This window comes from Mesorhizobium sp. WSM4823 (assembly GCF_055811195.1).
On the sequence record NZ_JBVVQL010000002.1, the window covers coordinates 741,790 to 759,815 of the forward strand.

30 protein-coding genes are annotated in these 18,026 nt (G+C 61.8%); all 30 read right to left on the reverse strand.

All coding sequences use genetic code 11. The features are described from left to right. Nucleotides 1-17 precede the first annotated feature (17 nt). A complete protein-coding gene (locus AC0L26_RS08470; RefSeq protein ID WP_352930404.1) occupies nt 18-1,328 on the reverse strand; it encodes a replication-associated recombination protein A in 1,311 nt (436 codons plus the stop codon). Nucleotides 1,329-1,379: 51 nt separating this feature from the next. Beyond that, nucleotides 1,380-2,867 (reverse strand): DegQ family serine endoprotease, encoded by a 1,488-nt coding sequence (locus tag AC0L26_RS08475; protein WP_473632125.1) that lies wholly within the window; start codon nt 2,865-2,867, stop codon nt 1,380-1,382. 194 nt (nt 2,868-3,061) lie between these two features. Then, the gene (gene rplQ, locus AC0L26_RS08480; RefSeq protein WP_023799277.1) at nt 3,062-3,493 is read right to left on the reverse strand and encodes a 50S ribosomal protein L17; all 432 of its coding nucleotides are present in this window, start codon (nt 3,491-3,493) and stop codon (nt 3,062-3,064) included. Between the two features lie 135 nt (nt 3,494-3,628). After that, nucleotides 3,629-4,639: a DNA-directed RNA polymerase subunit alpha gene (locus tag AC0L26_RS08485; protein ID WP_006333400.1), complete on the reverse strand. Its 1,011-nt coding sequence runs from the start codon at nt 4,637-4,639 to the stop codon at nt 3,629-3,631. A 182-nt stretch (nt 4,640-4,821) separates the two neighbouring features. After that, nucleotides 4,822-5,211, reverse strand: coding sequence for a 30S ribosomal protein S11 (rpsK, locus tag AC0L26_RS08490; RefSeq protein WP_023799279.1), 390 nt, complete (start codon nt 5,209-5,211; stop codon nt 4,822-4,824). Between the two features lie 135 nt (nt 5,212-5,346). Further along, nucleotides 5,347-5,715: a 30S ribosomal protein S13 gene (gene rpsM / locus AC0L26_RS08495; RefSeq protein WP_029352234.1), complete on the reverse strand. Its 369-nt coding sequence runs from the start codon at nt 5,713-5,715 to the stop codon at nt 5,347-5,349. Nucleotides 5,716-5,906: 191 nt separating this feature from the next. Next, complete coding sequence (locus AC0L26_RS08500; protein ID WP_473632126.1) at nt 5,907-6,515, reverse strand: adenylate kinase; 609 nt, start codon at nt 6,513-6,515, stop codon at nt 5,907-5,909. Beyond that, a complete protein-coding gene (gene secY, locus AC0L26_RS08505) occupies nt 6,512-7,852 on the reverse strand; it encodes a preprotein translocase subunit SecY (RefSeq protein WP_095488570.1) in 1,341 nt (446 codons plus the stop codon). The genes AC0L26_RS08500 and secY overlap by 4 nt, the downstream gene beginning before the upstream one ends. Nucleotides 7,853-8,042: 190 nt before the next feature. After that, a complete protein-coding gene (gene rplO, locus AC0L26_RS08510) occupies nt 8,043-8,516 on the reverse strand; it encodes a 50S ribosomal protein L15 (RefSeq protein WP_352930413.1) in 474 nt (157 codons plus the stop codon). 22 nt (nt 8,517-8,538) lie between these two features. Further along, nucleotides 8,539-8,736, reverse strand: a complete 198-nt coding sequence (rpmD, locus tag AC0L26_RS08515) for a 50S ribosomal protein L30 (RefSeq protein ID WP_006205449.1) — start codon at nt 8,734-8,736, stop codon at nt 8,539-8,541. Between the two features lie 24 nt (nt 8,737-8,760). Next, on the reverse strand, nt 8,761-9,324 hold the full coding sequence (rpsE, locus tag AC0L26_RS08520; RefSeq protein WP_006333394.1) for a 30S ribosomal protein S5: 564 nt from the start codon (nt 9,322-9,324) through the stop codon (nt 8,761-8,763). A gap of 80 nt (nt 9,325-9,404) precedes the next feature. Continuing rightward, nucleotides 9,405-9,764 carry a 50S ribosomal protein L18 gene (gene rplR, locus AC0L26_RS08525; RefSeq protein WP_292405045.1) on the reverse strand — a complete coding sequence of 120 codons (360 nt, stop codon included), beginning with the start codon at nt 9,762-9,764 and terminating at the stop codon, nt 9,405-9,407. A gap of 194 nt (nt 9,765-9,958) precedes the next feature. After that, entirely contained in the window at nt 9,959-10,492 is a 534-nt protein-coding gene (rplF, locus tag AC0L26_RS08530; RefSeq protein WP_023799285.1) for a 50S ribosomal protein L6, read from the reverse strand. 97 nt (nt 10,493-10,589) lie between these two features. Beyond that, nucleotides 10,590-10,988: a 30S ribosomal protein S8 gene (gene rpsH, locus AC0L26_RS08535; protein WP_006205453.1), complete on the reverse strand. Its 399-nt coding sequence runs from the start codon at nt 10,986-10,988 to the stop codon at nt 10,590-10,592. 12 nt (nt 10,989-11,000) lie between these two features. Continuing rightward, nucleotides 11,001-11,306 carry a 30S ribosomal protein S14 gene (gene rpsN / locus AC0L26_RS08540; RefSeq protein ID WP_127851861.1) on the reverse strand — a complete coding sequence of 102 codons (306 nt, stop codon included), beginning with the start codon at nt 11,304-11,306 and terminating at the stop codon, nt 11,001-11,003. 27 nt (nt 11,307-11,333) lie between these two features. Continuing rightward, the gene (gene rplE / locus AC0L26_RS08545) at nt 11,334-11,912 is read right to left on the reverse strand and encodes a 50S ribosomal protein L5 (protein WP_023799287.1); all 579 of its coding nucleotides are present in this window, start codon (nt 11,910-11,912) and stop codon (nt 11,334-11,336) included. Continuing rightward, nucleotides 11,905-12,219 carry a 50S ribosomal protein L24 gene (gene rplX / locus AC0L26_RS08550; RefSeq protein WP_013531428.1) on the reverse strand — a complete coding sequence of 105 codons (315 nt, stop codon included), beginning with the start codon at nt 12,217-12,219 and terminating at the stop codon, nt 11,905-11,907. Before rplX ends, rplE begins: the two co-directional genes overlap by 8 nt. A 12-nt stretch (nt 12,220-12,231) precedes the next feature. After that, a complete protein-coding gene (gene rplN / locus AC0L26_RS08555) occupies nt 12,232-12,600 on the reverse strand; it encodes a 50S ribosomal protein L14 (RefSeq protein WP_006205457.1) in 369 nt (122 codons plus the stop codon). An 82-nt stretch (nt 12,601-12,682) separates the two neighbouring features. Further along, nucleotides 12,683-12,922, reverse strand: coding sequence for a 30S ribosomal protein S17 (rpsQ, locus tag AC0L26_RS08560; RefSeq protein WP_023799288.1), 240 nt, complete (start codon nt 12,920-12,922; stop codon nt 12,683-12,685). Between the two features lie 11 nt (nt 12,923-12,933). Continuing rightward, a complete protein-coding gene (gene rpmC, locus AC0L26_RS08565; RefSeq protein ID WP_006205459.1) occupies nt 12,934-13,134 on the reverse strand; it encodes a 50S ribosomal protein L29 in 201 nt (66 codons plus the stop codon). A gap of 13 nt (nt 13,135-13,147) precedes the next feature. Beyond that, a complete protein-coding gene (gene rplP / locus AC0L26_RS08570) occupies nt 13,148-13,561 on the reverse strand; it encodes a 50S ribosomal protein L16 (protein ID WP_023799290.1) in 414 nt (137 codons plus the stop codon). A 27-nt stretch (nt 13,562-13,588) separates the two neighbouring features. Continuing rightward, on the reverse strand, nt 13,589-14,317 hold the full coding sequence (gene rpsC / locus AC0L26_RS08575; RefSeq protein WP_352930419.1) for a 30S ribosomal protein S3: 729 nt from the start codon (nt 14,315-14,317) through the stop codon (nt 13,589-13,591). Then, nucleotides 14,317-14,706 carry a 50S ribosomal protein L22 gene (gene rplV, locus AC0L26_RS08580; RefSeq protein ID WP_023799292.1) on the reverse strand — a complete coding sequence of 130 codons (390 nt, stop codon included), beginning with the start codon at nt 14,704-14,706 and terminating at the stop codon, nt 14,317-14,319. Before rplV ends, rpsC begins: the two co-directional genes overlap by 1 nt. 2 nt (nt 14,707-14,708) lie before the next feature. Continuing rightward, nucleotides 14,709-14,987: a 30S ribosomal protein S19 gene (rpsS, locus tag AC0L26_RS08585; RefSeq protein ID WP_006205463.1), complete on the reverse strand. Its 279-nt coding sequence runs from the start codon at nt 14,985-14,987 to the stop codon at nt 14,709-14,711. 16 nt (nt 14,988-15,003) lie between these two features. Continuing rightward, nucleotides 15,004-15,837: a 50S ribosomal protein L2 gene (gene rplB, locus AC0L26_RS08590; RefSeq protein ID WP_095488566.1), complete on the reverse strand. Its 834-nt coding sequence runs from the start codon at nt 15,835-15,837 to the stop codon at nt 15,004-15,006. A 22-nt stretch (nt 15,838-15,859) separates the two neighbouring features. Further along, nucleotides 15,860-16,153 carry a 50S ribosomal protein L23 gene (locus AC0L26_RS08595; RefSeq protein ID WP_010909275.1) on the reverse strand — a complete coding sequence of 98 codons (294 nt, stop codon included), beginning with the start codon at nt 16,151-16,153 and terminating at the stop codon, nt 15,860-15,862. Continuing rightward, nucleotides 16,150-16,770 (reverse strand): 50S ribosomal protein L4, encoded by a 621-nt coding sequence (rplD, locus tag AC0L26_RS08600; RefSeq protein ID WP_292402906.1) that lies wholly within the window; start codon nt 16,768-16,770, stop codon nt 16,150-16,152. Before rplD ends, AC0L26_RS08595 begins: the two co-directional genes overlap by 4 nt. After that, on the reverse strand, nt 16,770-17,516 hold the full coding sequence (gene rplC / locus AC0L26_RS08605; RefSeq protein WP_354492403.1) for a 50S ribosomal protein L3: 747 nt from the start codon (nt 17,514-17,516) through the stop codon (nt 16,770-16,772). The genes rplD and rplC overlap by 1 nt, the downstream gene beginning before the upstream one ends. A 59-nt stretch (nt 17,517-17,575) precedes the next feature. Beyond that, entirely contained in the window at nt 17,576-17,884 is a 309-nt protein-coding gene (gene rpsJ / locus AC0L26_RS08610) for a 30S ribosomal protein S10 (RefSeq protein ID WP_006205468.1), read from the reverse strand. 66 nt (nt 17,885-17,950) lie between these two features. Then, nucleotides 17,951-18,026, reverse strand: a 76-nt coding sequence (locus tag AC0L26_RS08615; protein WP_454589835.1) for an EF-Tu C-terminal domain-related protein, incomplete at its 5' end; no start/stop codon positions are given.

Sequence of the window (18,026 nt, forward strand, 5' to 3'; positions counted from 1 at the left end):
AGCAGAACCGTGCGAGGCTACTTTTCCCGCTCGCTTCTCAGCTTCGCCCAATAGTCCAGCCGCTTCCTGATATCGCGTTCGAAGCCGCGCTCCGGCGGATCATAGAATATGTGGCGGCCCATCTTTTCCGGAAAATAATCCTGTCCGGAAAAAGCGTCCGGCTCATCATGGTCATAACGGTAGCCCGCGCCGTAATCCTCTTCTTTCATCAGCTTGGTCGGCGCGTTGAGGATGTGTTTGGGCGGCAGCAGCGATCCGAACTCCTTCGCCGCCCGCGTGGCAGCCTTGAAGGCGGTGTAGACGGCATTGGATTTCGGCGCGCTGGCAAGATAGACGGTGGCCTCGGCGAAGGCGAGCTCGCCCTCTGGCGAGCCCAGATAGTCGTAGGCATCCTTGGCGGCATTGGCGATGACCAGCGCCTGCGGGTCGGCCAGCCCGATATCCTCCATCGCCATGCGCACCAGCCGGCGGCCGAGATAGAGCGGATCCTCGCCGGCGTCGAACATGCGGGCGAGATAATAGAGGGCGGCATCCGGGTCGGAACCGCGCACCGATTTGTGCAGGGCCGAGATCAGATTGTAGTGGCCGTCCTGGCCCTTATCATAGATTGGCGCGCGGCGCTGGACGATGCGCTGCAGGCCTTCAGCGCCGAACACCTCCTCCGACTTGGCGGCGCGCCAAACCTCTTCGGCCAGTGTCAGCGCCGCACGGCCATCGCCATCACTCATGCGAATGAGCACCGCCCTCGCCTCGTCGTCGAGCGGCAGCGCCCTGCCCTCGGTCTCCTCCGCCCTGGCCAGCAGCTTGGCGATGCTGTCCTCATTGAGCGAATGGAAGACCAGCACGCGGGCGCGGGACAACAGCGCGGCATTCAGCTCGAAGGACGGGTTCTCGGTGGTGGCGCCAACCAGCACGACGGTGCCGTCTTCCATGACAGGCAGAAAACTGTCCTGCTGAGCCCGGTTGAAGCGATGTATCTCGTCGACGAAAAGCAGCGTCTGCCGGCCGTTGGTGCGGCGCAGCTTCGCCGCCTCGAACACTTTCTTCAGGTCGGCGACACCGGAAAACACCGCCGATATCTGTTCGAATGCAAGGCTGGTCTCGCCGGCAAGCAGCCGCGCGACCGTCGTCTTGCCCGTCCCAGGCGGCCCCCAGAAGATCATCGAGCCGAGCGAGCCCGAGCCGATCAGCCGCGTCAGTGCGCCGTCTGGCCCGGTCAGATGCTCCTGGCCGACGACCTCGCCAAGGTTCTTCGGGCGCAGTCGGTCGGCCAGCGGCCTGCCGGGCGGCGTCTTTTCCGGTTCGTCGACACTGAACAGATCGGCCATGCACTTCTTTTCGTTGGAGCGCGATCTCGTCCCGCGGATCGAGGCTCGGGCTCAGTAACGCAACACCTGGCGTAGTATCTGCCCGCCGCGCTCGACGGTAAAGCGCCACCAGCGCGTCTCCTGCATGGCTGCCTGTTCCAGCGTCGCGGCGGTATCGATGGTCAAGCCATTGACCTCGCGAACGATGTCGCCTGGCTGGAAACCGAAACCGGCTGCGGGCGAACCGCGATTGATATCGACCACGGTAACGCCCTTGGCATCGGTGCGCATGCCTAGCCGCTGAGCGAGCCGAGGCGACAGTTCTGCAACCTTGGCACCGGAAAACGGGCTGCGACCGCGCAGTGTCACTTCCGCAAGTTTTGCGCCCTCCGGCGCGCGTTCCAGCGCGATGTCCATCGTCGCTTGCTGGCCTTTGCTCAGCACGGCGAAGCTGGCATTGCTGCCGATCGACAGCGTCGCCATCCGGTAATCCAGCGCCTCGATACTCTCGACCGGCGTGCCGTTGAGCGACAGCACGACGTCACCGGGTTTGAGCCCCGCCGTGGCCGCCGGCCCTGTTTCTTCGACGGACGAGACCAGCGCCCCGGTCGGTGTCTCCAGACCGAGCGATTCGGCGATTTGCGGCGTCACGCGCTCGAATTCGGCGCCGATATAGGGGCGTTCGAAGAAGTCGCGCCCGGCCTTGGCCGCATCGGCAAACGCATGAACCATGTTGGAGGGGATAGCAAAGCCAATGCCGATAGAGCCGCCGCTGCGGCTATAGATCGCCGTGTTGATGCCGACCAGTTGGCCACCCATGTTGATCAGCGCACCGCCCGAGTTGCCGGGGTTGATCGCGGCGTCGGTCTGGATGAAGAAACTGGAATCGGAAACGCCGATGTGGCTGCGGGCAACCGCCGAAATGATGCCGCTGGTGGTGGTTTGGCCGACACCAAACGGGTTGCCGATGGCCAGCACCAGGTCGCCAACTTCGAGCGCGTCGGAATCGCCGATGGCGACGACCGGAAATGGCTTGTCGGCGGAGATCTTGAGCACGGCGAGGTCGAGCGTCTCGTCCTTAAGCAGCACCTTGCTGTCGAACTCCCGCCCGTCCGCTGTGGCGACCTTGACCTGGTCGGCGTCCTTGATGACGTGGAAGTTGGTGACCACAATGCCAGTCGGGTCGACCAGCACGCCGGAGCCGAGCGATGACTGCGCTCGCGGCTGCGAACGGCCGAAGAACTCTTCGAAAAACGGATCGCCGTCGAAGGGCGATCTCACCCTGGCCGTTTGCGAGGCATAGACATTGACCACGGCCGGCGCCGTCTGCTTGACCAGCGGCGCGAACGACAATTGCACTTCCTCGCGGCCGAACGGCACACGCTTGTCTGGGCCGGAGGTGGCGTTTTCGCCTTCGGCGCCGCGCAGCATGTCCGTCAGCACATCGGACAGACCGGGATCGGCCTTGGTGTCCTGTGCCAGCGCCTGCCTGGTCGCCGGCACGGCTGCCAGCGCCATCAAGGCGCAAAGTAGAACAAGGGACAGCCGTTTGACACGCATTCCGAATCCTCCAGGTCGGGCGCCATTGTCCCGACGATTGTGCAAAATGAAAGGCTAAGGCGATGAAATCGAATTATTTTGGACGGTAAAGGGCATGAGCTGAGCCAAGAGATCGCCGCAAATGCTTCCTCCTGGTTTCCGGAATACAAAAAGGGGCCCGCAGGCCCCTTTGAACTCCTTCAGCAAACCGAAGCTTATGCGGCTGCGGCTTCCTCGTCAGTGCCTTCGGCCTCGATGCGGGCACGGTCGCCTGCGCCCTTGGCCGAGGTGTCGCGATCGACGAACTCGATGACCGCCATGGCGGCATTGTCACCGTGGCGGAAGCCCGCCTTCATGATACGCAGATAGCCGCCGTTGCGGGTAGCGTAGCGCGGCGCGATCGTATCGAACAGGCGCTTGACGACGCCTTCGTTGCCGATCTGGGCAATCACCTGGCGGCGGGCATGCAGATCGCCGCGCTTGCCGAGCGTCACCAGCTTCTCGACGATCGGACGCAAATCCTTCGCCTTCGGCAATGTGGTGAGGATCTGCTCATGCTCGATGAGCGACACGGCAAGATTGGCAAACATCGACTTACGGTGGCTGATGCTGCGGGCGAACCGGCGGCCTTTAAATCCGTGGCGCATGGCTCTTCTCCTGATGTTGTGGGCGGTTGGCCCGGCTGTTTCGTTTGTGAATGGTCAATAGTGAATGGTGAATGGAAGGGCTCTATCTCTCCGAAGTCGCCGACCGGCGACCATTCACCATTCTCAATTCACCGGTCAGTATTGATCTTCGTAACGCTTGGCGAGGTCTTCGATGTTTTCCGGCGGCCAATCCGGCACTTCCATGCCGAGGTGCAGGCCCATCGCCGCCAGGACTTCCTTGATCTCGTTCAGCGACTTGCGGCCGAAGTTCGGGGTGCGCAGCATCTCGGCTTCGGTCTTCTGGATCAGGTCGCCGATGTAGACGATGTTGTCGTTCTTCAGGCAGTTGGCCGAACGCACCGAAAGCTCGAGCTCGTCGACCTTCTTGAGCAGCGCCGGGTTGAAGGCAAGTTCGGTCACCTGCTCGGCGGCGACTTCCTTTTGCGGCTCGTCGAAATTGACGAACAGGCCAAGCTGGTCCTGCAGGATGCGGGCAGCGAAAGCCACCGCATCCTCGCCCGAGATCGAACCGTCGGTGTCGATCGTCATGGTCAGCTTGTCATAGTCGAGAACCTGACCCTCGCGGGTGTTCTCGACCTTGTAGGAGACCTTCTTGACCGGAGAATAGAGACTGTCGACCGGGATGAGACCGATCGGCGCGTCTTCGGCGCGATTGCGCTCGGCCGGCACGTAGCCCTTGCCGGTATCGACGGTGAACTCCATGCGGATTTCAGCGCCCTCGTCCAGCGTGCAGATGACGTGGTCGGGATTGAGGATCTCGACGTCGCCGACCGTCTGGATGTCGCCGGCGAGAACGGCACCCGGTCCCTGCTTGCGCACGACCATGCGCTTGGGGCCGTCGCCTTCCATGCGGATGGCAATTTCCTTGATGTTCAAGACGATGTCGGTCACGTCCTCGCGCACGCCGGCAATGGACGAGAATTCATGCAGAACGCCGTCGATCTGCACAGCGGTCACAGCCGCGCCACGCAGCGAAGACAGAAGCACGCGACGCAGCGCATTGCCGAGAGTGAGACCAAAGCCGCGTTCGAGCGGCTCGGCGACCAGCGTGGTCAGCGTCTTCTTCTTCGAAGAAAACTCGATCTTGTTCGGCTTGATCAGTTCCTGCCAATTTTTCTGGATCATAATGCTTTCCTTCCGTTGACCCGCCACCATCCAATCGTGGCGGGCGACCTGGAATGCCGTGGAGGAACGCTACTGGCGTTCGCGCGGCGTTCGGTAATTTCCTAAAGCGCGTCGCGCTTTAGATCTTTGTTTTTATGCACGTCCTTATCCCAAAACCGCTGCGCAATTTTGGGCGACATGCCTTAGACGCGGCGCTTCTTGCGCGGGCGGCAGCCATTGTGCGGGATCGGTGTCACGTCACGGATCGAGGTGATGGTGAAACCGGCTGCCTGCAGCGCGCGCAGCGCCGATTCACGACCGGAGCCCGGTCCGCAGACTTCGACCTCGAGCATGCGCATGCCATGTTCCTGAGCCTTCTTCGCGACGTCTTCGGCAGCCATCTGCGCAGCGAACGGCGTCGACTTGCGAGATCCCTTGAAGCCCTGGGCTCCCGCCGACGACCAGGCAATCGAATTGCCCTGCGCATCGGTGATGGTGATCATCGTGTTGTTGAAGGTCGAGTTGACGTGGGCAACGCCCGACGAGATATTCTTGCGTTCGCGACGGCGAACACGTGTGGCTTCCTTGGCCATGATGGTCCTTTCAGTTGATCTCTACACCGCCGTAATGCCAGCGGCTCCACCTAGTGAATGGCGAGCGGTAAAATGGTGAATGGTAACAACGTCGGCTCTTGGCCTCGTCACCATTCACTATTCACCATTGACCAATTACTTCTTCTTGCCGGCGATCGACTTGGCCGGACCCTTGCGGGTACGCGCATTGGTATGCGTGCGCTGACCGCGAACCGGCAGCGAGCGGCGATGACGCAGGCCGCGATAGCAGCCGAGGTCCATGAGCCGCTTGATGTTCATCGACACTTCGCGGCGCAGATCGCCCTCGACCTGATAGTCGCGGTCGATCGTCTCGCGGATCTGCAGCACTTCCGCGTCGGTCAATTGGTTGACGCGGCGCTCAGCCGGGATGCCGACCTTGTCGACGATCTCCTGGGCAAAGTTCTTGCCAATGCCGTGAATGTACTGAAGCGCAATGACGACGCGCTTGTTGGTCGGAATGTTGACGCCGGCTATACGAGCCATGTTCTTCTCTTCTCCATGTGGGCCGGACAAGCCGGCGCTATCAAAGTTGCCCCGCGTCCGGTGGAGGCCGGCCCTTGCGGGAGTTTCCAGTTCAAAGCGGCTGCCTTGCCCTTGCGGGCAAGCAAACCTCATGCCTGATAGGAAGACGGGCCGCCATACCCCAGCGAACCGCTCCAGTCAAGCGCAATCGTTTATTTTCCGTTTGCCGCCGCTTGGGACGCTGCCGCGAGCACCGCTTCGATCTGTTGCGTCACCGCATCGATGTCGGCCATTCCGTCGACACCTCTCAGCTTGCCCTTGGCATAGTAGTAGCCGATCAGCGGCGACGTTTTCTTGTAGTACTCCCTCAGGCGCTCTTCGAACACCGCCGGATTGTCGTCTTTGCGCACCGGCTGACCCGCGGCCTTGGCCTCTTCAGCGCGCTTGACGATTCGGCCAACCAGCGCCTTGTCGTCGACGACGAGTTCGATGACGGCGTCGAGGGTAAGGCCACGATCCGAGAGCATCGATTCAACGGCGTCCGCTTGCACCAGGGTTCGCGGATATCCATCAAGGATGAACCCCCCGCAGCAATCGGCCTGATCGATGCGCTCGGCCACGATCGCGTTGACGATGGCGTCGGAAACCAGTTCGCCAGCGTCCATCACCGCTTTGGCGCGCTTGCCGACTTCGGTGCCGGCCTGGACAGCAGCGCGCAGCATATCTCCCGTAGAGAGCTGGGGTATGCCGTATTTTTCTACCAGTCTTTGTGCCTGTGTTCCCTTGCCCGCCCCTGGCGGTCCAAGCAATATCAACCTCATCTGGCCTTTTTCCCCCCGCGCAGCTTCGACTTCTTGATCAGGCCCTCATACTGATGCGCGATCAGGTGACCCTGAATCTGCGCCACCGTATCGAGCGTTACACTGACCACGATCAGAAGCGATGTGCCACCGAGGTAGAATGGTACGCCAGTCGCTGAAATCAGGAACTCGGGCAGCAGACACACCAGCACCAGATAAATGGCGCCGACGACGGTGATGCGGGTGAGAACATAGTCGATGTAATCGGCGGTGCGCTCGCCCGGACGGTAGCCCGGAATGAAACCCGAATGCTTCTTGAGCTGGTCGGCGGTGTCCTTCGGGTTGAAGACGATCGCCGTATAGAAGAAGGCGAAAAACACGATCATCGCCGCATAGAACGCCATGTAGAGCGGCTGGCCGTGGCCGAGAGCCGCCAGAACGGTACTGGCCCAGGCAGGCATGTTGGTGGTCTGCGAGAAGCCTGCGACCGTTGCCGGCAGCAACAGCAGCGAAGAGGCGAAGATCGGCGGAATGACGCCGGCCGTGTTGAGCTTGAGCGGCAGGTGCGAGGTGTCGCCCTGGAACATGCGGTTGCCGACCTGGCGCTTCGGATACTGGATAAGCAAGCGCCGCTGGGCACGCTCGAAGAACACGATCAGCGCGATGACGACGACGGCGAGAACGATGATCGCCAGGATCAGGCCGGTCGACAGCGCGCCGGTGCGGCCCAGTTCCAGCGTACCGGAGATGGCTTGCGGCAGGCCGGCGACGATGCCGGAAAATATGATCAGCGAAATGCCGTTGCCGATGCCGCGGGCGGTGATCTGCTCGCCGAGCCACATCAGGAACATGGTGCCGCCGACCAGCGTGATGACCGTCGAGACGCGGAAGAACATGCCGGGATCGCTGACGATGCCGTTGCCGCCTTCCAGGCCGACCGAAATGCCGTAGGCCTGGACCAGTGCCAAAAGCACGGTGCCGTAGCGCGTGTACTGGTTGATGACCTTGCGGCCCTGCTCGCCTTCCTTCTTCAGCGCTTCCAGCGACGGGATGACGGAGGTCATCAGCTGCATGATGATGGAAGCGGAGATATAGGGCATGATGCCGAGGGCAAAGATCGCCATGCGCTCCACGGCACCGCCGGCGAACATGTTGAACATGCCAAGCACGCCCTTGCTCTGCGAGGAGAAGGCCTGGGCGAAAGCGTCGGGATTGATGCCGGGCAGCGGAATGTAGGTGCCGAGGCGGTAGACGAGCAGCGCGCCGATGGTGAACCAGATGCGCTTCTTCAGATCCTCCGCCTTGGCGAAGGCCGAGAAATTCAGATTCGAGGCTAGTTGTTCAGCAGCCGAAGCCATGCCTGATTCTCCGCTTGGTCACGCTCGATGGCCCGCACTCAGGCGGCGCGTGTCACCGAAGCTCACGAGATAAGCTCCGGACTGCAAACATGCAAGCGGCCGCGTTGACGCGGCCGCCATATTGGTCGGATCAAAACGCAATCGAAAGCGAAACGGATCCCACTCTTGCCGATCGCGCTTCAAATCGACGTTACTCGGCGGCTGCCTTTTCCGGCAGCTTCACCGAACCGCCGGCCTTTTCGATCTTCTCGATGGCAGCCTTGGAGGCGCCGGCCACGTCAAAGGCGAGCTTCGCCTTGATGTCGCCGTCCGAGAGGATGCGCACGCCGTCCTTGACGCGGCGGATGACGCCGGCAGCGACTAGCGCTTCGGCCGTCACGATCGTCTTGGCGTCAAGCTTCTTGGCGTCGAGCGCGGCCTGGATGCGGGCCAGCGACACGACCGTGAAGCTCTTGGCGAAGATGTTGTTGAAGCCGCGCTTCGGCAGGCGACGGTAGAGCGGCATCTGGCCACCCTCGAAGCCATTGACGGCAACGCCCGAGCGCGCCTTCTGACCCTTGACGCCGCGACCGGCGGTCTTGCCCGAGCCGGAACCGATGCCGCGGCCGAGGCGCTTCTTGGAATGCGTCGCGCCGTCCTTGTCACGCAGATCGTTGAGTTTCATCTGAGTTCTCCTGCGCTCTGGCTCAGCCCTCGTCCACGACGCGGACGAGATGCTGGACGGCAGCGATCATGCCGCGCACGGAGGGGGTATCCTCCAGCGTGCGCTGCTTGTGCATCTTGTTGAGGCCGAGGCCGACCAGCGTCGCGCGCTGCTCCTTCGGCCGGCGGATCGGCGAACCGATCTGCTCGACGGTGATGGTCTTGGTTGCTTTCTTGGCCATGGTCAAAATCCCTGGTCAGATCGACTATTCTTCGGCCGCAACGGCGGTGCCGCGGCGGGCCTGAAGGGTCGAATACTTGATGCCGCGCGCAGCAGCCACATCCTTGGGATGCATCTGGCTCTTCAGCGCGTCGAACGTGGCGCGAACCATGTTGTATGGGTTCGACGAACCCATCGACTTGGCAACCACGTCGTGCATGCCGAGCGTCTCGAAGACGGCGCGCATCGGACCGCCGGCGATGATGCCGGTACCCTGCTTGGCAGCGCGCAGCAGAACGCGTCCGGCACCCCAGCGTCCCTCGACGTCGTGGTGCAGCGTGCGGCCCGAGCGCAGCGGCACGAAGATCATGTCGCGCTTGGCCGATTCAGTCGCCTTGCGGATCGCCTCTGGCACTTCGCGCGCCTTGCCGTGACCGAAGCCAACGCGACCCTTCTGGTCACCGACGACGACGAGTGCTGCAAAGCCGAAGCGCCGGCCGCCCTTGACGACCTTGGCAACGCGGTTGATGTGGACGAGCTTGTCCACCATGCCATCGTCGCGCTCTTCGCGATCACGGCCGCGGCCGCCATCCCTACGTTCCTGTGCCATATCCTGTTCCTTGTTTTTTTCCGGAAGCACGGTTGATGATGATATCCGGCACCTCTGCGGGTTGCCGGGGGCGAAACTTTTTAGAAGCTCAAGCCGCCTTCACGTGCAGCCTCGGCCAGCGCCTTGACGCGGCCGTGATAGATGTACGGTCCGCGGTCGAAGACGACTTCCTTGACGCCGGCCTTCGAAGCACGCTCGGCAATCAGCTTGCCGATTGCCACTGCCGCGGCAGTGTCGGCGCCGGTCTTGAGCGAACCCTTGAGGTCCTTCTCCAGCGTCGAGGCTGCAACGATGGTGTGGCCCTTGGCGTCGTCGATGACCTGGACGTAGATGTTCTTCGACGTGCGGTGGACCGACAGGCGCGGACGCTCGCCCGCGACCTTCTTGATCTGGCGGCGGACGCGCTGAGCGCGGCGTTGGGTGGATTCTTTCGAGCCCATGATATCAGTTCCTTGCCTTCAAAAAACGGGGGCAACCCTGTGCGGTAGGACAGGCCTCCCGCGACCGCTCCCCGCGGCGTTGATTTGCAGTGAATGGTGAATGGAAAAACGGTGAATGGTAGAAACGAGGTGCCACCCGGCCCCCTGCTCTATCCTATTGCCATTTTACCATTCACCATTCACCATTGACGAAACTACTTCTTCTTGCCTTCCTTGCGGACGATCTTCTCGCCAGCGTAACGAACGCCCTTGCCCTTGTACGGCTCGGGACCGCGATATTCGCGGATCTCGGCGGCAACCTGACCGACCTTCTGCTTGTCGATGCCGGTCACGGTGATTTCCGTCGGCTTCGGCACGGTGATCGTGATGTCCTGCGGCGTCTCGTAGACAACGTCATGGCTGAAGCCGAGCGCCAGCTGCAGGTTCTTGCCCTGCATGGCGGCGCGATAGCCGACGCCGGTGATCTCGAGCTTCTTTTCGAAACCGTCCTTGACGCCCTGCAGGATGTTGACGATCTGCGTGCGCGACATGCCCCATTTGGAGCGGGCGGTCTTGGTCTGGTCGCGCGGCTGGACAGCGATCTCGCTACCTTCCATCTTGACCAGAACTTCGTCGTTCACCACGAACTTCAGCTCACCCTTGGGACCCTTCGCCGTGACGGTCTGGCCGTCGACGGTCGCGGTCACGCCCTGCGGCAGCGAAACGGGTTTCTTTCCAATACGAGACATTTTGTTGTCCTCGTCACTTCTCTTGTTTCAGGTCTCTATTTTCGAGCGAGATCTTGCCCGAAAACCGGTAACCACTTTTCGGGATCTCGCTGCCAGATCAGAAGATCTGGCAGAGGATTTCCCCGCCGACATTCTGTTCACGCGCTTCGTGGTCGGCCATGACGCCCTTCGGCGTCGAAAGGATGGCGATGCCGAGGCCGTTGGCGACGTGTGGGATCGACTTCGCCGAAACGTAAACGCGGCGGCCAGGCTTGGAGACGCGGGCGATTTCGCGCACGACCGGCGCGCCGTCGAAATACTTCAGCTCGATCTCGATTTCGGACTTGCCGTTGTCGAAGTCGGTCTGGCTGTAGTCGCGTATATAGCCTTCCGCCTTCAGCACGTCGAGGACGCGGGTACGCAGGCGCGAGGCCGGCGTCGAAACGCTCGACTTCTTGCGGCCATAGGCGTTGCGGATGCGGGTCAGCATATCGCCGAGAGGATCGCTCAATGACATGTTATGTCCTCCTTACCAGCTCGACTTGACCAGGCCCGGGATCTGGCCGTTGTTGCCGAGATCACGAAGCGCGATGCGCGATACTTTGAGCTTGCGATAGTAGGCACGCGGACGTCCGGTGACTTCGCAGCGGTTGCGGATGCGTATCTTGGCCGAGTTGCGCGGCAGTGCCGCAAGCTTCAGCTGGGCGCGGAAGCGCTCTTCCATCGGCTTGGACTGATCCATGATGATCGCCTTGAGGGCCTTACGCTTGGCAGCGTACTGGTCCGCAAGCTTACGGCGCCTGTTGTTCTTCTCGACTGAGCTGGTCTTTGCCATTTCAGATTTTTCCTTTTCTCGCTGCCGTTACTGGCGGAAGGGGAAGTTGAAGGCCTTGAGCAATGCCCTGGCTTCGTCGTCCGTCTTCGCAGTCGTACAAACGATGACGTCCATGCCCCAGATCTGATCAACCTTGTCGTAGTTGATCTCCGGGAACACGATGTGTTCCTTGATGCCCATGGCATAGTTGCCACGCCCATCGAAGCTCTTCGGATTGAGCCCGCGGAAGTCGCGGACGCGCGGCAGCGCGATATTCACGAGGCGGTCGAGGAACTCGTACATGCGTTCCTTGCGCAGCGTGACCTTGGCGCCGATCGGCATCTTTTCGCGGACCTTGAAGCCGGCGATCGAATTGCGGGCGTGAGTGACGACGGCCTTTTGGCCGGCAATCAACGCAAGATCTTCCGCCGCGATCGAAGGCTTCTTCGAATCGCCGGTCGCTTCGCCGACGCCCATGTTCAGCACGATCTTGTCGATGCGCGGAACCTGCATCTCGTTCTCGTAGCCGAACTGCTCCTGCAGCGCCTTGCGGATGGTCTCGTTGTAGACCTGCTTGAGGCGCGGCGTGTTCTGAGCAGTCGCCTGCTTGGTTTGAGCCTTAGCCATTGATGACTTCTCCCGAGCGCTTGGCGACGCGCACCTTCTTGCCGTCCTTCTGGAAGATGAAACCGACGCGGGTCGGCTTGCCATCCTTGGGGTCGGCCAGCGCGATGTTCGACAGCTGGATCGGCGCTTCCTTGGTGATGATCCCGCCCTCTTGGGACTGGGACTGCTTCTGGTGACGACGGATCATGTTGACGCCGCGCACCAGCGCGGTGTCTTCCTTCGGCTGTACCGAGAGGACTTCGCCCGAACGGCCCTTGTCCTTGCCGGCCAGCACGACGACCTTGTCGCCTTTTCTAATCTTCTGCATTGGTCCGGCTCCTTACAGCACTTCAGGCGCGAGCGAGATGATCTTCATGTGGTTCTTGGCGCGGAGTTCGCGCGGAACCGGTCCGAAGATACGCGTGCCGATCGGCTCTTTCTTGTTGTCGACGAGAACGGCCGCGTTCTTGTCGAAACGGATCACGCTGCCGTCCGGGCGGCGGATGTCCTTGGCCGTGCGAACCACGACCGCCTTCATCACATCGCCCTTCTTGACGCGGCCGCGCGGGATGGCTTCCTTGATCGACACCACGATGATGTCGCCCACGGAAGCGTATTTCCGCTTCGAGCCGCCCAGCACCTTGATGCACATGACACGACGGGCGCCGGAATTATCCGCGACGTCGAGGTTTGTTTGCATCTGAATCATGACTGGCCGCCTTCTTTTCTTCTAACGGGATGGGTTCTTCACCCTTCCCCGGTCTGTCCAAAATTCGTTTCGTTCGCCCTGATCAGGCCTGGTCCGAAGAGACTACGGTCCAGCGCTTGTCCTTGGAAATCGGCTTCGATTCCTGGATGAACACCTGATCGCCTACCTTATGGGCGTTGTTCTCGTCGTGCGCCTTGTACTTCTTGGTCATGCGCACGGTCTTCTTCATCACGGGATGCGTGAAGCGCCGTTCGACCTTGACGACAACCGTCTTCTCGTTCTTGTCGCTGACGACGGTGCCCTGCAGAATGCGCTTTGGCATGGTTTTCGTCCTTAAGCCTTCTTAGCCGCGGATTTTTCCGCAGCGATGGTCTTGATACGCGCAATGTCCTTACGGACCTGCCTCACGCGCGCGGTCTTCTCGAGCTGGCCGGTGGCCTTCTGGAAGCGCAGGTTGAACTGCTCCTTCTTCAGGCTGGCCAGATCGTCGGTCAGCTGGTCCTGGGTCTTGGTCCGGATGTCTTCGGCTTTCATGATCAGCCCGTCCTTATTCTGCGATGCGCTGTACGAAGCGCGTCCTGACCGAGAGCTTGGCCGCGCCGAGACGCAGCGCCTCACGGGCGGTTTCCTCATTGACGCCGTCAATCTCGAACATGATGCGGCCGGGCTTGACGCGCGCCGCCCAGTAATCGACCGCGCCCTTGCCCTTGCCCATGCGGACTTCGGTCGGCTTCGACGTCACCGGCACGTCCGGGAAGATACGGATCCAGACGCGGCCGGCGCGCTTCATCTCGCGGGTGATCGCGCGGCGAGCCGCCTCGATCTCGCGCGCGGTGACGCGGTTCGGCTCAAGCGCCTTCAGCCCGAAACCGCCGAAATCCAGATTGGTGCCACCCTTGGCGGCACCGTGGATACGACCCTTGAACTGCTTGCGGAACTTTGTGCGCTTTGGCTGCAGCATCGTTCTAACTCCAAATTCTCAACTGTCTCAGGCGTTTTCGCGACGGCGACCGCGTTCGCGCTCACCACCACCACCGCCATGCGCATGATCGCCCTCGGTCGCGCGGCGCTCCGAAGCCATCGGGTCGTGCTCGAGGATTTCGCCCTTGAACACCCAGACCTTGACGCCGCAGATGCCGTAGGCGGTATGCGCCTCGGCTGTGCCGTAGTCGACGTCGGCGCGCAGCGTATGCAGCGGCACGCGACCTTCCCGGTACCATTCCATGCGCGCGATCTCGGCGCCGCCGAGACGACCTGCGCAGTTGATGCGGATGCCTTCGGCACCGAGGCGCATCGCCGACTGCACGGCACGCTTCATGGCGCGGCGGAACGCGATGCGGCGCTCGAGCTGCTGGGCGATCGACTGGGCGACCAGCGTCGCGTCGATCTCGGGCTTGCGCACTTCGACGATGTTCAAATGCGTCTCGGACTTCGTCATCTCCATCAGCTTCTTGCGAAGCTTTTCGATGTCGGCGCCCTTCTTGCCGATGATCAGGCCCGGACGCGCCGCATGGATGGTGACGCGGCACTTCTTGTGCGGGCGCTCGATCACGACTTTCGAAATCGCAGCCTGCTTGAGTTCCTTCTCAAGATACTTGCGGATCTTGATGTCCTCATGCAGCAGCTTGCCGTACTCGCCGGTGTTAGCGAACCAACGCGAATCCCAGGTACGGTTGATGCCGAGACGCAGACCGATCGGATTGATTTTCTGGCCCATTATGCGGCCTCCACTTTTTCTTCGACTTCACGAACGACGATCGTGAGGTGCGAGAACGGCTTCTCGATACGGCTGGCGCGACCACGGCCACGGGCATGGAACCGCTTCATGACGATCGACTTGCCGACATAGGCTTCCGCCACGATCAGCGCATCGACGTCGAGGTCGTGATTATTTTCGGCGTTGGCGATCGCCGATTCCAGCGTCTTCTTGACCGTGCCGGAAATCCGCTTGGCCGAGAATTCGAGATCGGAAAGCGCTGTCGCGACCTTCTTGCCGCGGATCAGCGCGGCAACCAGGTTCAGCTTCTGCGGGCTGATACGGATCGTGCGCAACACGGCGCGCGCTTCGTTATCAGCAAGCCTGCGCGGAGCTTTGGCCTTGCCCATGATTATTTCCTCTTCGCCTTCTTATCCGCGCCGTGACCGTAATAGGTCCGGGTCGGAGCGAATTCACCGAACTTGTGGCCGACCATGTCCTCGTTCACCGAAACGGGAACGTGCTTCTGGCCGTTGTAGACACCGAAGGTGAAGCCGACGAACTGCGGCAGGATGGTGGAGCGACGGCTCCACATCTTGATCACCTCATTGCGACCACCTTCACGAACCTTGTCCACCTTCTTGAGAAGGTAGCCGTCGATGAAGGGGCCTTTCCAAATCGAACGAGTCACTTGGCGTTACCTCTTCTTAGCTCTTGCGCTGATGGCGCGAGCGCAGGATGAACTTGTCGGTCGCCTTGTTGGACCGCGTCTTCTTGCCCTTGGTCGGCTTGCCCCAGGGCGAAACCGGGTGGCGGCCACCCGAGGTGCGGCCCTCGCCGCCGCCATGCGGATGGTCGACCGGGTTCATGGTCACGCCGCGGTTGTGCGGACGTTTTCCCCGCCACACCGTGCGGCCTGCCTTGCCGTCATTGATATTGCCATGGTCCGGGTTGGACACGGCGCCGACAGTGGCCATGCACGAGCCGTGGACGACACGCTGCTCGCCCGAGTTCAGGCGCAGGATCGCCATGCCTTGGTCACGGCCGACGAGCTGGGCATAACCGCCAGCCGAACGGGCAACCTGGGCGCCCTTGCCCGGCTTCAGCTCGATGTTGTGGACGATCGTGCCGACCGGCATCGAGGCCAACGGCATCGCATTGCCCGGCTTCACGTCGACCGCTTCGCCGGCCACGATCTTGTCGCCGGCAGCGAGGCGCTGCGGGGCGATGATGTAGGACAGCTCGCCATCGTCATACTTGATCAGCGCGATGAAGGCGCTGCGGTTCGGATCGTACTCAATACGCTCGACCGTGCCGACAACGTCGAACTTGCGGCGCTTGAAGTCGATGATGCGGTACGTGCGCTTGTGACCGCCGCCGATGAAGCGGGCCGTGATGCGGCCGTAATTGTTGCGGCCGCCCGACTTGGTCAGGCCCTCGGTCAGGCCTTTGACGGGCTTGCCCTTGTAGAGGCCCGAGCGATCGACGATGACCAGCTGGCGGGTGCTCGGCGTTATCGGGTTGAATTTTTTCAGTGCCATTGTTCTGTCCTCGCGGTCTTGCTCAGAGACCCGTCGCGACGTCGATCGACTGGCCGTCGGCCAGCGTCACAATCGCCTTCTTGACGTCGCTCTGGCGGCCGATCGTGCCGCGGAAGCGCTTGATCTTGCCCTTGCGGACAAGCGTGTTCACGGCCATCACCTTGACGCCGAACAGCGCTTCGACGGCGGCCTTGATTTCCGGCTTCGACGCCTTCTTGGCGACGTTGAAGACGACCTGGTTCTGCTCGGAAGCCATGGTCGACTTTTCGGTGATCGCCGGCGAGACGATCACGTCGTAGTGACGAAGGTCGGTCATTTGAAGCGCTCCTCGAGAGCCTCGACGGCGGCCTTCGAGAGGACCAGCGTGCCGCGGCGCAGAATGTCGTAGACGTTGATGCCCTGGATGGGCAGCACGTCGATGTTCGGGATATTCGTCGCCGCCAGCTTGAAGTTCTTGTCGAGCTCGGCGCCGCCGATCACCAGGGCGTTGGACAGGCCCAGCGTCGCGAAATTCGCGATCAGCGCCTTGGTCTTAGCCTCGGTCATCATCAATTCGTCGATGATGATCAGCGATGCGCTCTTGGCTTTGGCCGAAAGAGCATGCTTGAGGCCCAGAGCGCGCACCTTCTTCGGCAAATCGTGCTCATGGCTGCGGACGACCGGACCGTGGGCCTTGCCGCCGCCGCGGAACTGCGGAGCGCGTGCCGAATGGTGGCGGGCGCGGCCCGTACCCTTCTGCTTGTACATCTTGGCGCCGGTGCGGGCGATCTCGGCGCGACCCTTGGTCTTGTGCGTGCCCTGCTGCTTCTTGGCAAGCTGCCAGCGCACGACGCGCTGCAGGATGTCCTCGCGCGGGTCAAGGCCGAAAATCTCCTCGGAGAGTTTCACCTTGCCGGCGTCCTTGCCGCCAAGCGTTGTGATCTTGAGGTCCATTATTCCGCTCCCTCTGTGGCCGGGGCATCTACTGTGGCCGGGGCATCGTTCTTGGCGGCGTCATTGGTTGCAACGGCGCGGATTGCGGCAGGCTTCGGCGCGTTGGCCGGCAGCGCAATCTTGGCCGCATCGCGGACCAGGATCCAGGCGCCCTTCGAACCGGGAACCGCGCCGCGGATCAGGATCAGCCCGCGATCGGCGTCGGTCGAGACGACCTCGACATTCTGCGTGGTGACGCGGGTGTCGCCCATGTGGCCGGCCATATGCTTGCCCTTGAACACCTTGCCCGGGTCCTGGCGCTGGCCGGTCGAGCCGTGGGTACGGTGCGAGACCGAGTTGCCGTGCGTCGCACGACCACCACCCATGTGGTGGCGCTTGATGACACCCTGGAAACCCTTGCCGATCGTCGTGCCCGTCACATCGACCTTCTGGCCGGCGACGAAATGCTCGACGGTGATCTCGGCACCGACATCGATCATGTTGTCGGCGGAGACGCGGAACTCGGCAACCTTGGCCTTCGGCTCGACGGAAGCGGTCGCGAAATGGCCGCGCATCGCCTTCGACGTGTTCTTCACCTTGGCAAGCCCAACGCCGAGCTGAACGGCAGTGTAGCCATTCTTCTCCTGCGTGCGCTGCGCCACGACCTGGCAGTTCTCCATCTGGAGAACGGTGACGGGAACATGTTCCCCGGCATCGTTGTAGATGCGGGTCATTCCCACCTTCTTTGCAATCACACCTGAACGCATCGGTTCAATTCCTTTAGAGTTCCGGGCCGGGGCACCGCCCCTACCGCGCTCTCAATCCCTTAGAGCTTGATCTCGACGTCGACGCCGGCGGCCAGATCGAGCTTCATCAAAGCATCGACCGTCTGCGGGGTCGGATCGACGATATCGAGCAGACGCTTGTGCGTGCGCATCTCGAACTGCTCGCGGCTCTTCTTGTCGACGTGAGGCGACCGGTTGACCGTGAACTTTTCGATCCGCGTCGGCAGCGGAATGGGGCCGCGGACGTTGGCACCGGTGCGCTTGGCCGTCGACACGATTTCCCGCGTCGAGGCGTCGAGCACCCGGTGATCAAACGCCTTGAGGCGGATGCGGATATTCTGACCGTTCATTCGTCAATTCCTTGTTCTGGCGCGGCGCGGGCATCCCGCGCCCGCGACAGATCGGTTTAAGTCCAATTACTCTTTGATGGTGACGACGATGCCGGCACCGACGGTGCGGCCGCCTTCACGGATGGCGAAGCGCAGCTTCTCT

What these genes read in the sequence shown, in the direction of transcription:
- AC0L26_RS08470 (WP_352930404.1), bottom strand. Translation starts at nt 1,328, where the DNA reads ATGGCCGATCTGTTCAGTGTCGACGAACCGGAAAAGACGCCGCCCGGC.
- AC0L26_RS08475 (WP_473632125.1), bottom strand. Translation starts at nt 2,867, where the DNA reads ATGCGTGTCAAACGGCTGTCCCTTGTTCTACTTTGCGCCTTGATGGCG.
- rplQ (WP_023799277.1), bottom strand. Translation starts at nt 3,493, where the DNA reads ATGCGCCACGGATTTAAAGGCCGCCGGTTCGCCCGCAGCATCAGCCAC.
- AC0L26_RS08485 (WP_006333400.1), bottom strand. Translation starts at nt 4,639, where the DNA reads ATGATCCAGAAAAATTGGCAGGAACTGATCAAGCCGAACAAGATCGAG.
- rpsK (WP_023799279.1), bottom strand. Translation starts at nt 5,211, where the DNA reads ATGGCCAAGGAAGCCACACGTGTTCGCCGTCGCGAACGCAAGAATATC.
- rpsM (WP_029352234.1), bottom strand. Translation starts at nt 5,715, where the DNA reads ATGGCTCGTATAGCCGGCGTCAACATTCCGACCAACAAGCGCGTCGTC.
- AC0L26_RS08500 (WP_473632126.1), bottom strand. Translation starts at nt 6,515, where the DNA reads ATGAGGTTGATATTGCTTGGACCGCCAGGGGCGGGCAAGGGAACACAG.
- secY (WP_095488570.1), bottom strand. Translation starts at nt 7,852, where the DNA reads ATGGCTTCGGCTGCTGAACAACTAGCCTCGAATCTGAATTTCTCGGCC.
- rplO (WP_352930413.1), bottom strand. Translation starts at nt 8,516, where the DNA reads ATGAAACTCAACGATCTGCGTGACAAGGACGGCGCGACGCATTCCAAG.
- rpmD (WP_006205449.1), bottom strand. Translation starts at nt 8,736, where the DNA reads ATGGCCAAGAAAGCAACCAAGACCATCACCGTCGAGCAGATCGGTTCG.
- rpsE (WP_006333394.1), bottom strand. Translation starts at nt 9,324, where the DNA reads ATGGCACAGGAACGTAGGGATGGCGGCCGCGGCCGTGATCGCGAAGAG.
- rplR (WP_292405045.1), bottom strand. Translation starts at nt 9,764, where the DNA reads ATGGGCTCGAAAGAATCCACCCAACGCCGCGCTCAGCGCGTCCGCCGC.
- rplF (WP_023799285.1), bottom strand. Translation starts at nt 10,492, where the DNA reads ATGTCTCGTATTGGAAAGAAACCCGTTTCGCTGCCGCAGGGCGTGACC.
- rpsH (WP_006205453.1), bottom strand. Translation starts at nt 10,988, where the DNA reads ATGTCATTGAGCGATCCTCTCGGCGATATGCTGACCCGCATCCGCAAC.
- rpsN (WP_127851861.1), bottom strand. Translation starts at nt 11,306, where the DNA reads ATGGCAAAGACCAGCTCAGTCGAGAAGAACAACAGGCGCCGTAAGCTT.
- rplE (WP_023799287.1), bottom strand. Translation starts at nt 11,912, where the DNA reads ATGGCTAAGGCTCAAACCAAGCAGGCGACTGCTCAGAACACGCCGCGC.
- rplX (WP_013531428.1), bottom strand. Translation starts at nt 12,219, where the DNA reads ATGCAGAAGATTAGAAAAGGCGACAAGGTCGTCGTGCTGGCCGGCAAG.
- rplN (WP_006205457.1), bottom strand. Translation starts at nt 12,600, where the DNA reads ATGATTCAGATGCAAACAAACCTCGACGTCGCGGATAATTCCGGCGCC.
- rpsQ (WP_023799288.1), bottom strand. Translation starts at nt 12,922, where the DNA reads ATGCCAAAGCGCATTCTGCAGGGCACCGTCGTCAGCGACAAGAACGAG.
- rpmC (WP_006205459.1), bottom strand. Translation starts at nt 13,134, where the DNA reads ATGAAAGCCGAAGACATCCGGACCAAGACCCAGGACCAGCTGACCGAC.
- rplP (WP_023799290.1), bottom strand. Translation starts at nt 13,561, where the DNA reads ATGCTGCAGCCAAAGCGCACAAAGTTCCGCAAGCAGTTCAAGGGTCGT.
- rpsC (WP_352930419.1), bottom strand. Translation starts at nt 14,317, where the DNA reads ATGGGCCAGAAAATCAATCCGATCGGTCTGCGTCTCGGCATCAACCGT.
- rplV (WP_023799292.1), bottom strand. Translation starts at nt 14,706, where the DNA reads ATGGGCAAGGCCAAAGCTCCGCGCAGGCTTGCTGATAACGAAGCGCGC.
- rplB (WP_095488566.1), bottom strand. Translation starts at nt 15,837, where the DNA reads ATGGCACTGAAAAAATTCAACCCGATAACGCCGAGCACCCGCCAGCTG.
- AC0L26_RS08595 (WP_010909275.1), bottom strand. Translation starts at nt 16,153, where the DNA reads ATGACCGACCTTCGTCACTACGACGTGATCGTCTCGCCGGCGATCACC.
- rplD (WP_292402906.1), bottom strand. Translation starts at nt 16,770, where the DNA reads ATGGACCTCAAGATCACAACGCTTGGCGGCAAGGACGCCGGCAAGGTG.
- rplC (WP_354492403.1), bottom strand. Translation starts at nt 17,516, where the DNA reads ATGCGTTCAGGTGTGATTGCAAAGAAGGTGGGAATGACCCGCATCTAC.
- rpsJ (WP_006205468.1), bottom strand. Translation starts at nt 17,884, where the DNA reads ATGAACGGTCAGAATATCCGCATCCGCCTCAAGGCGTTTGATCACCGG.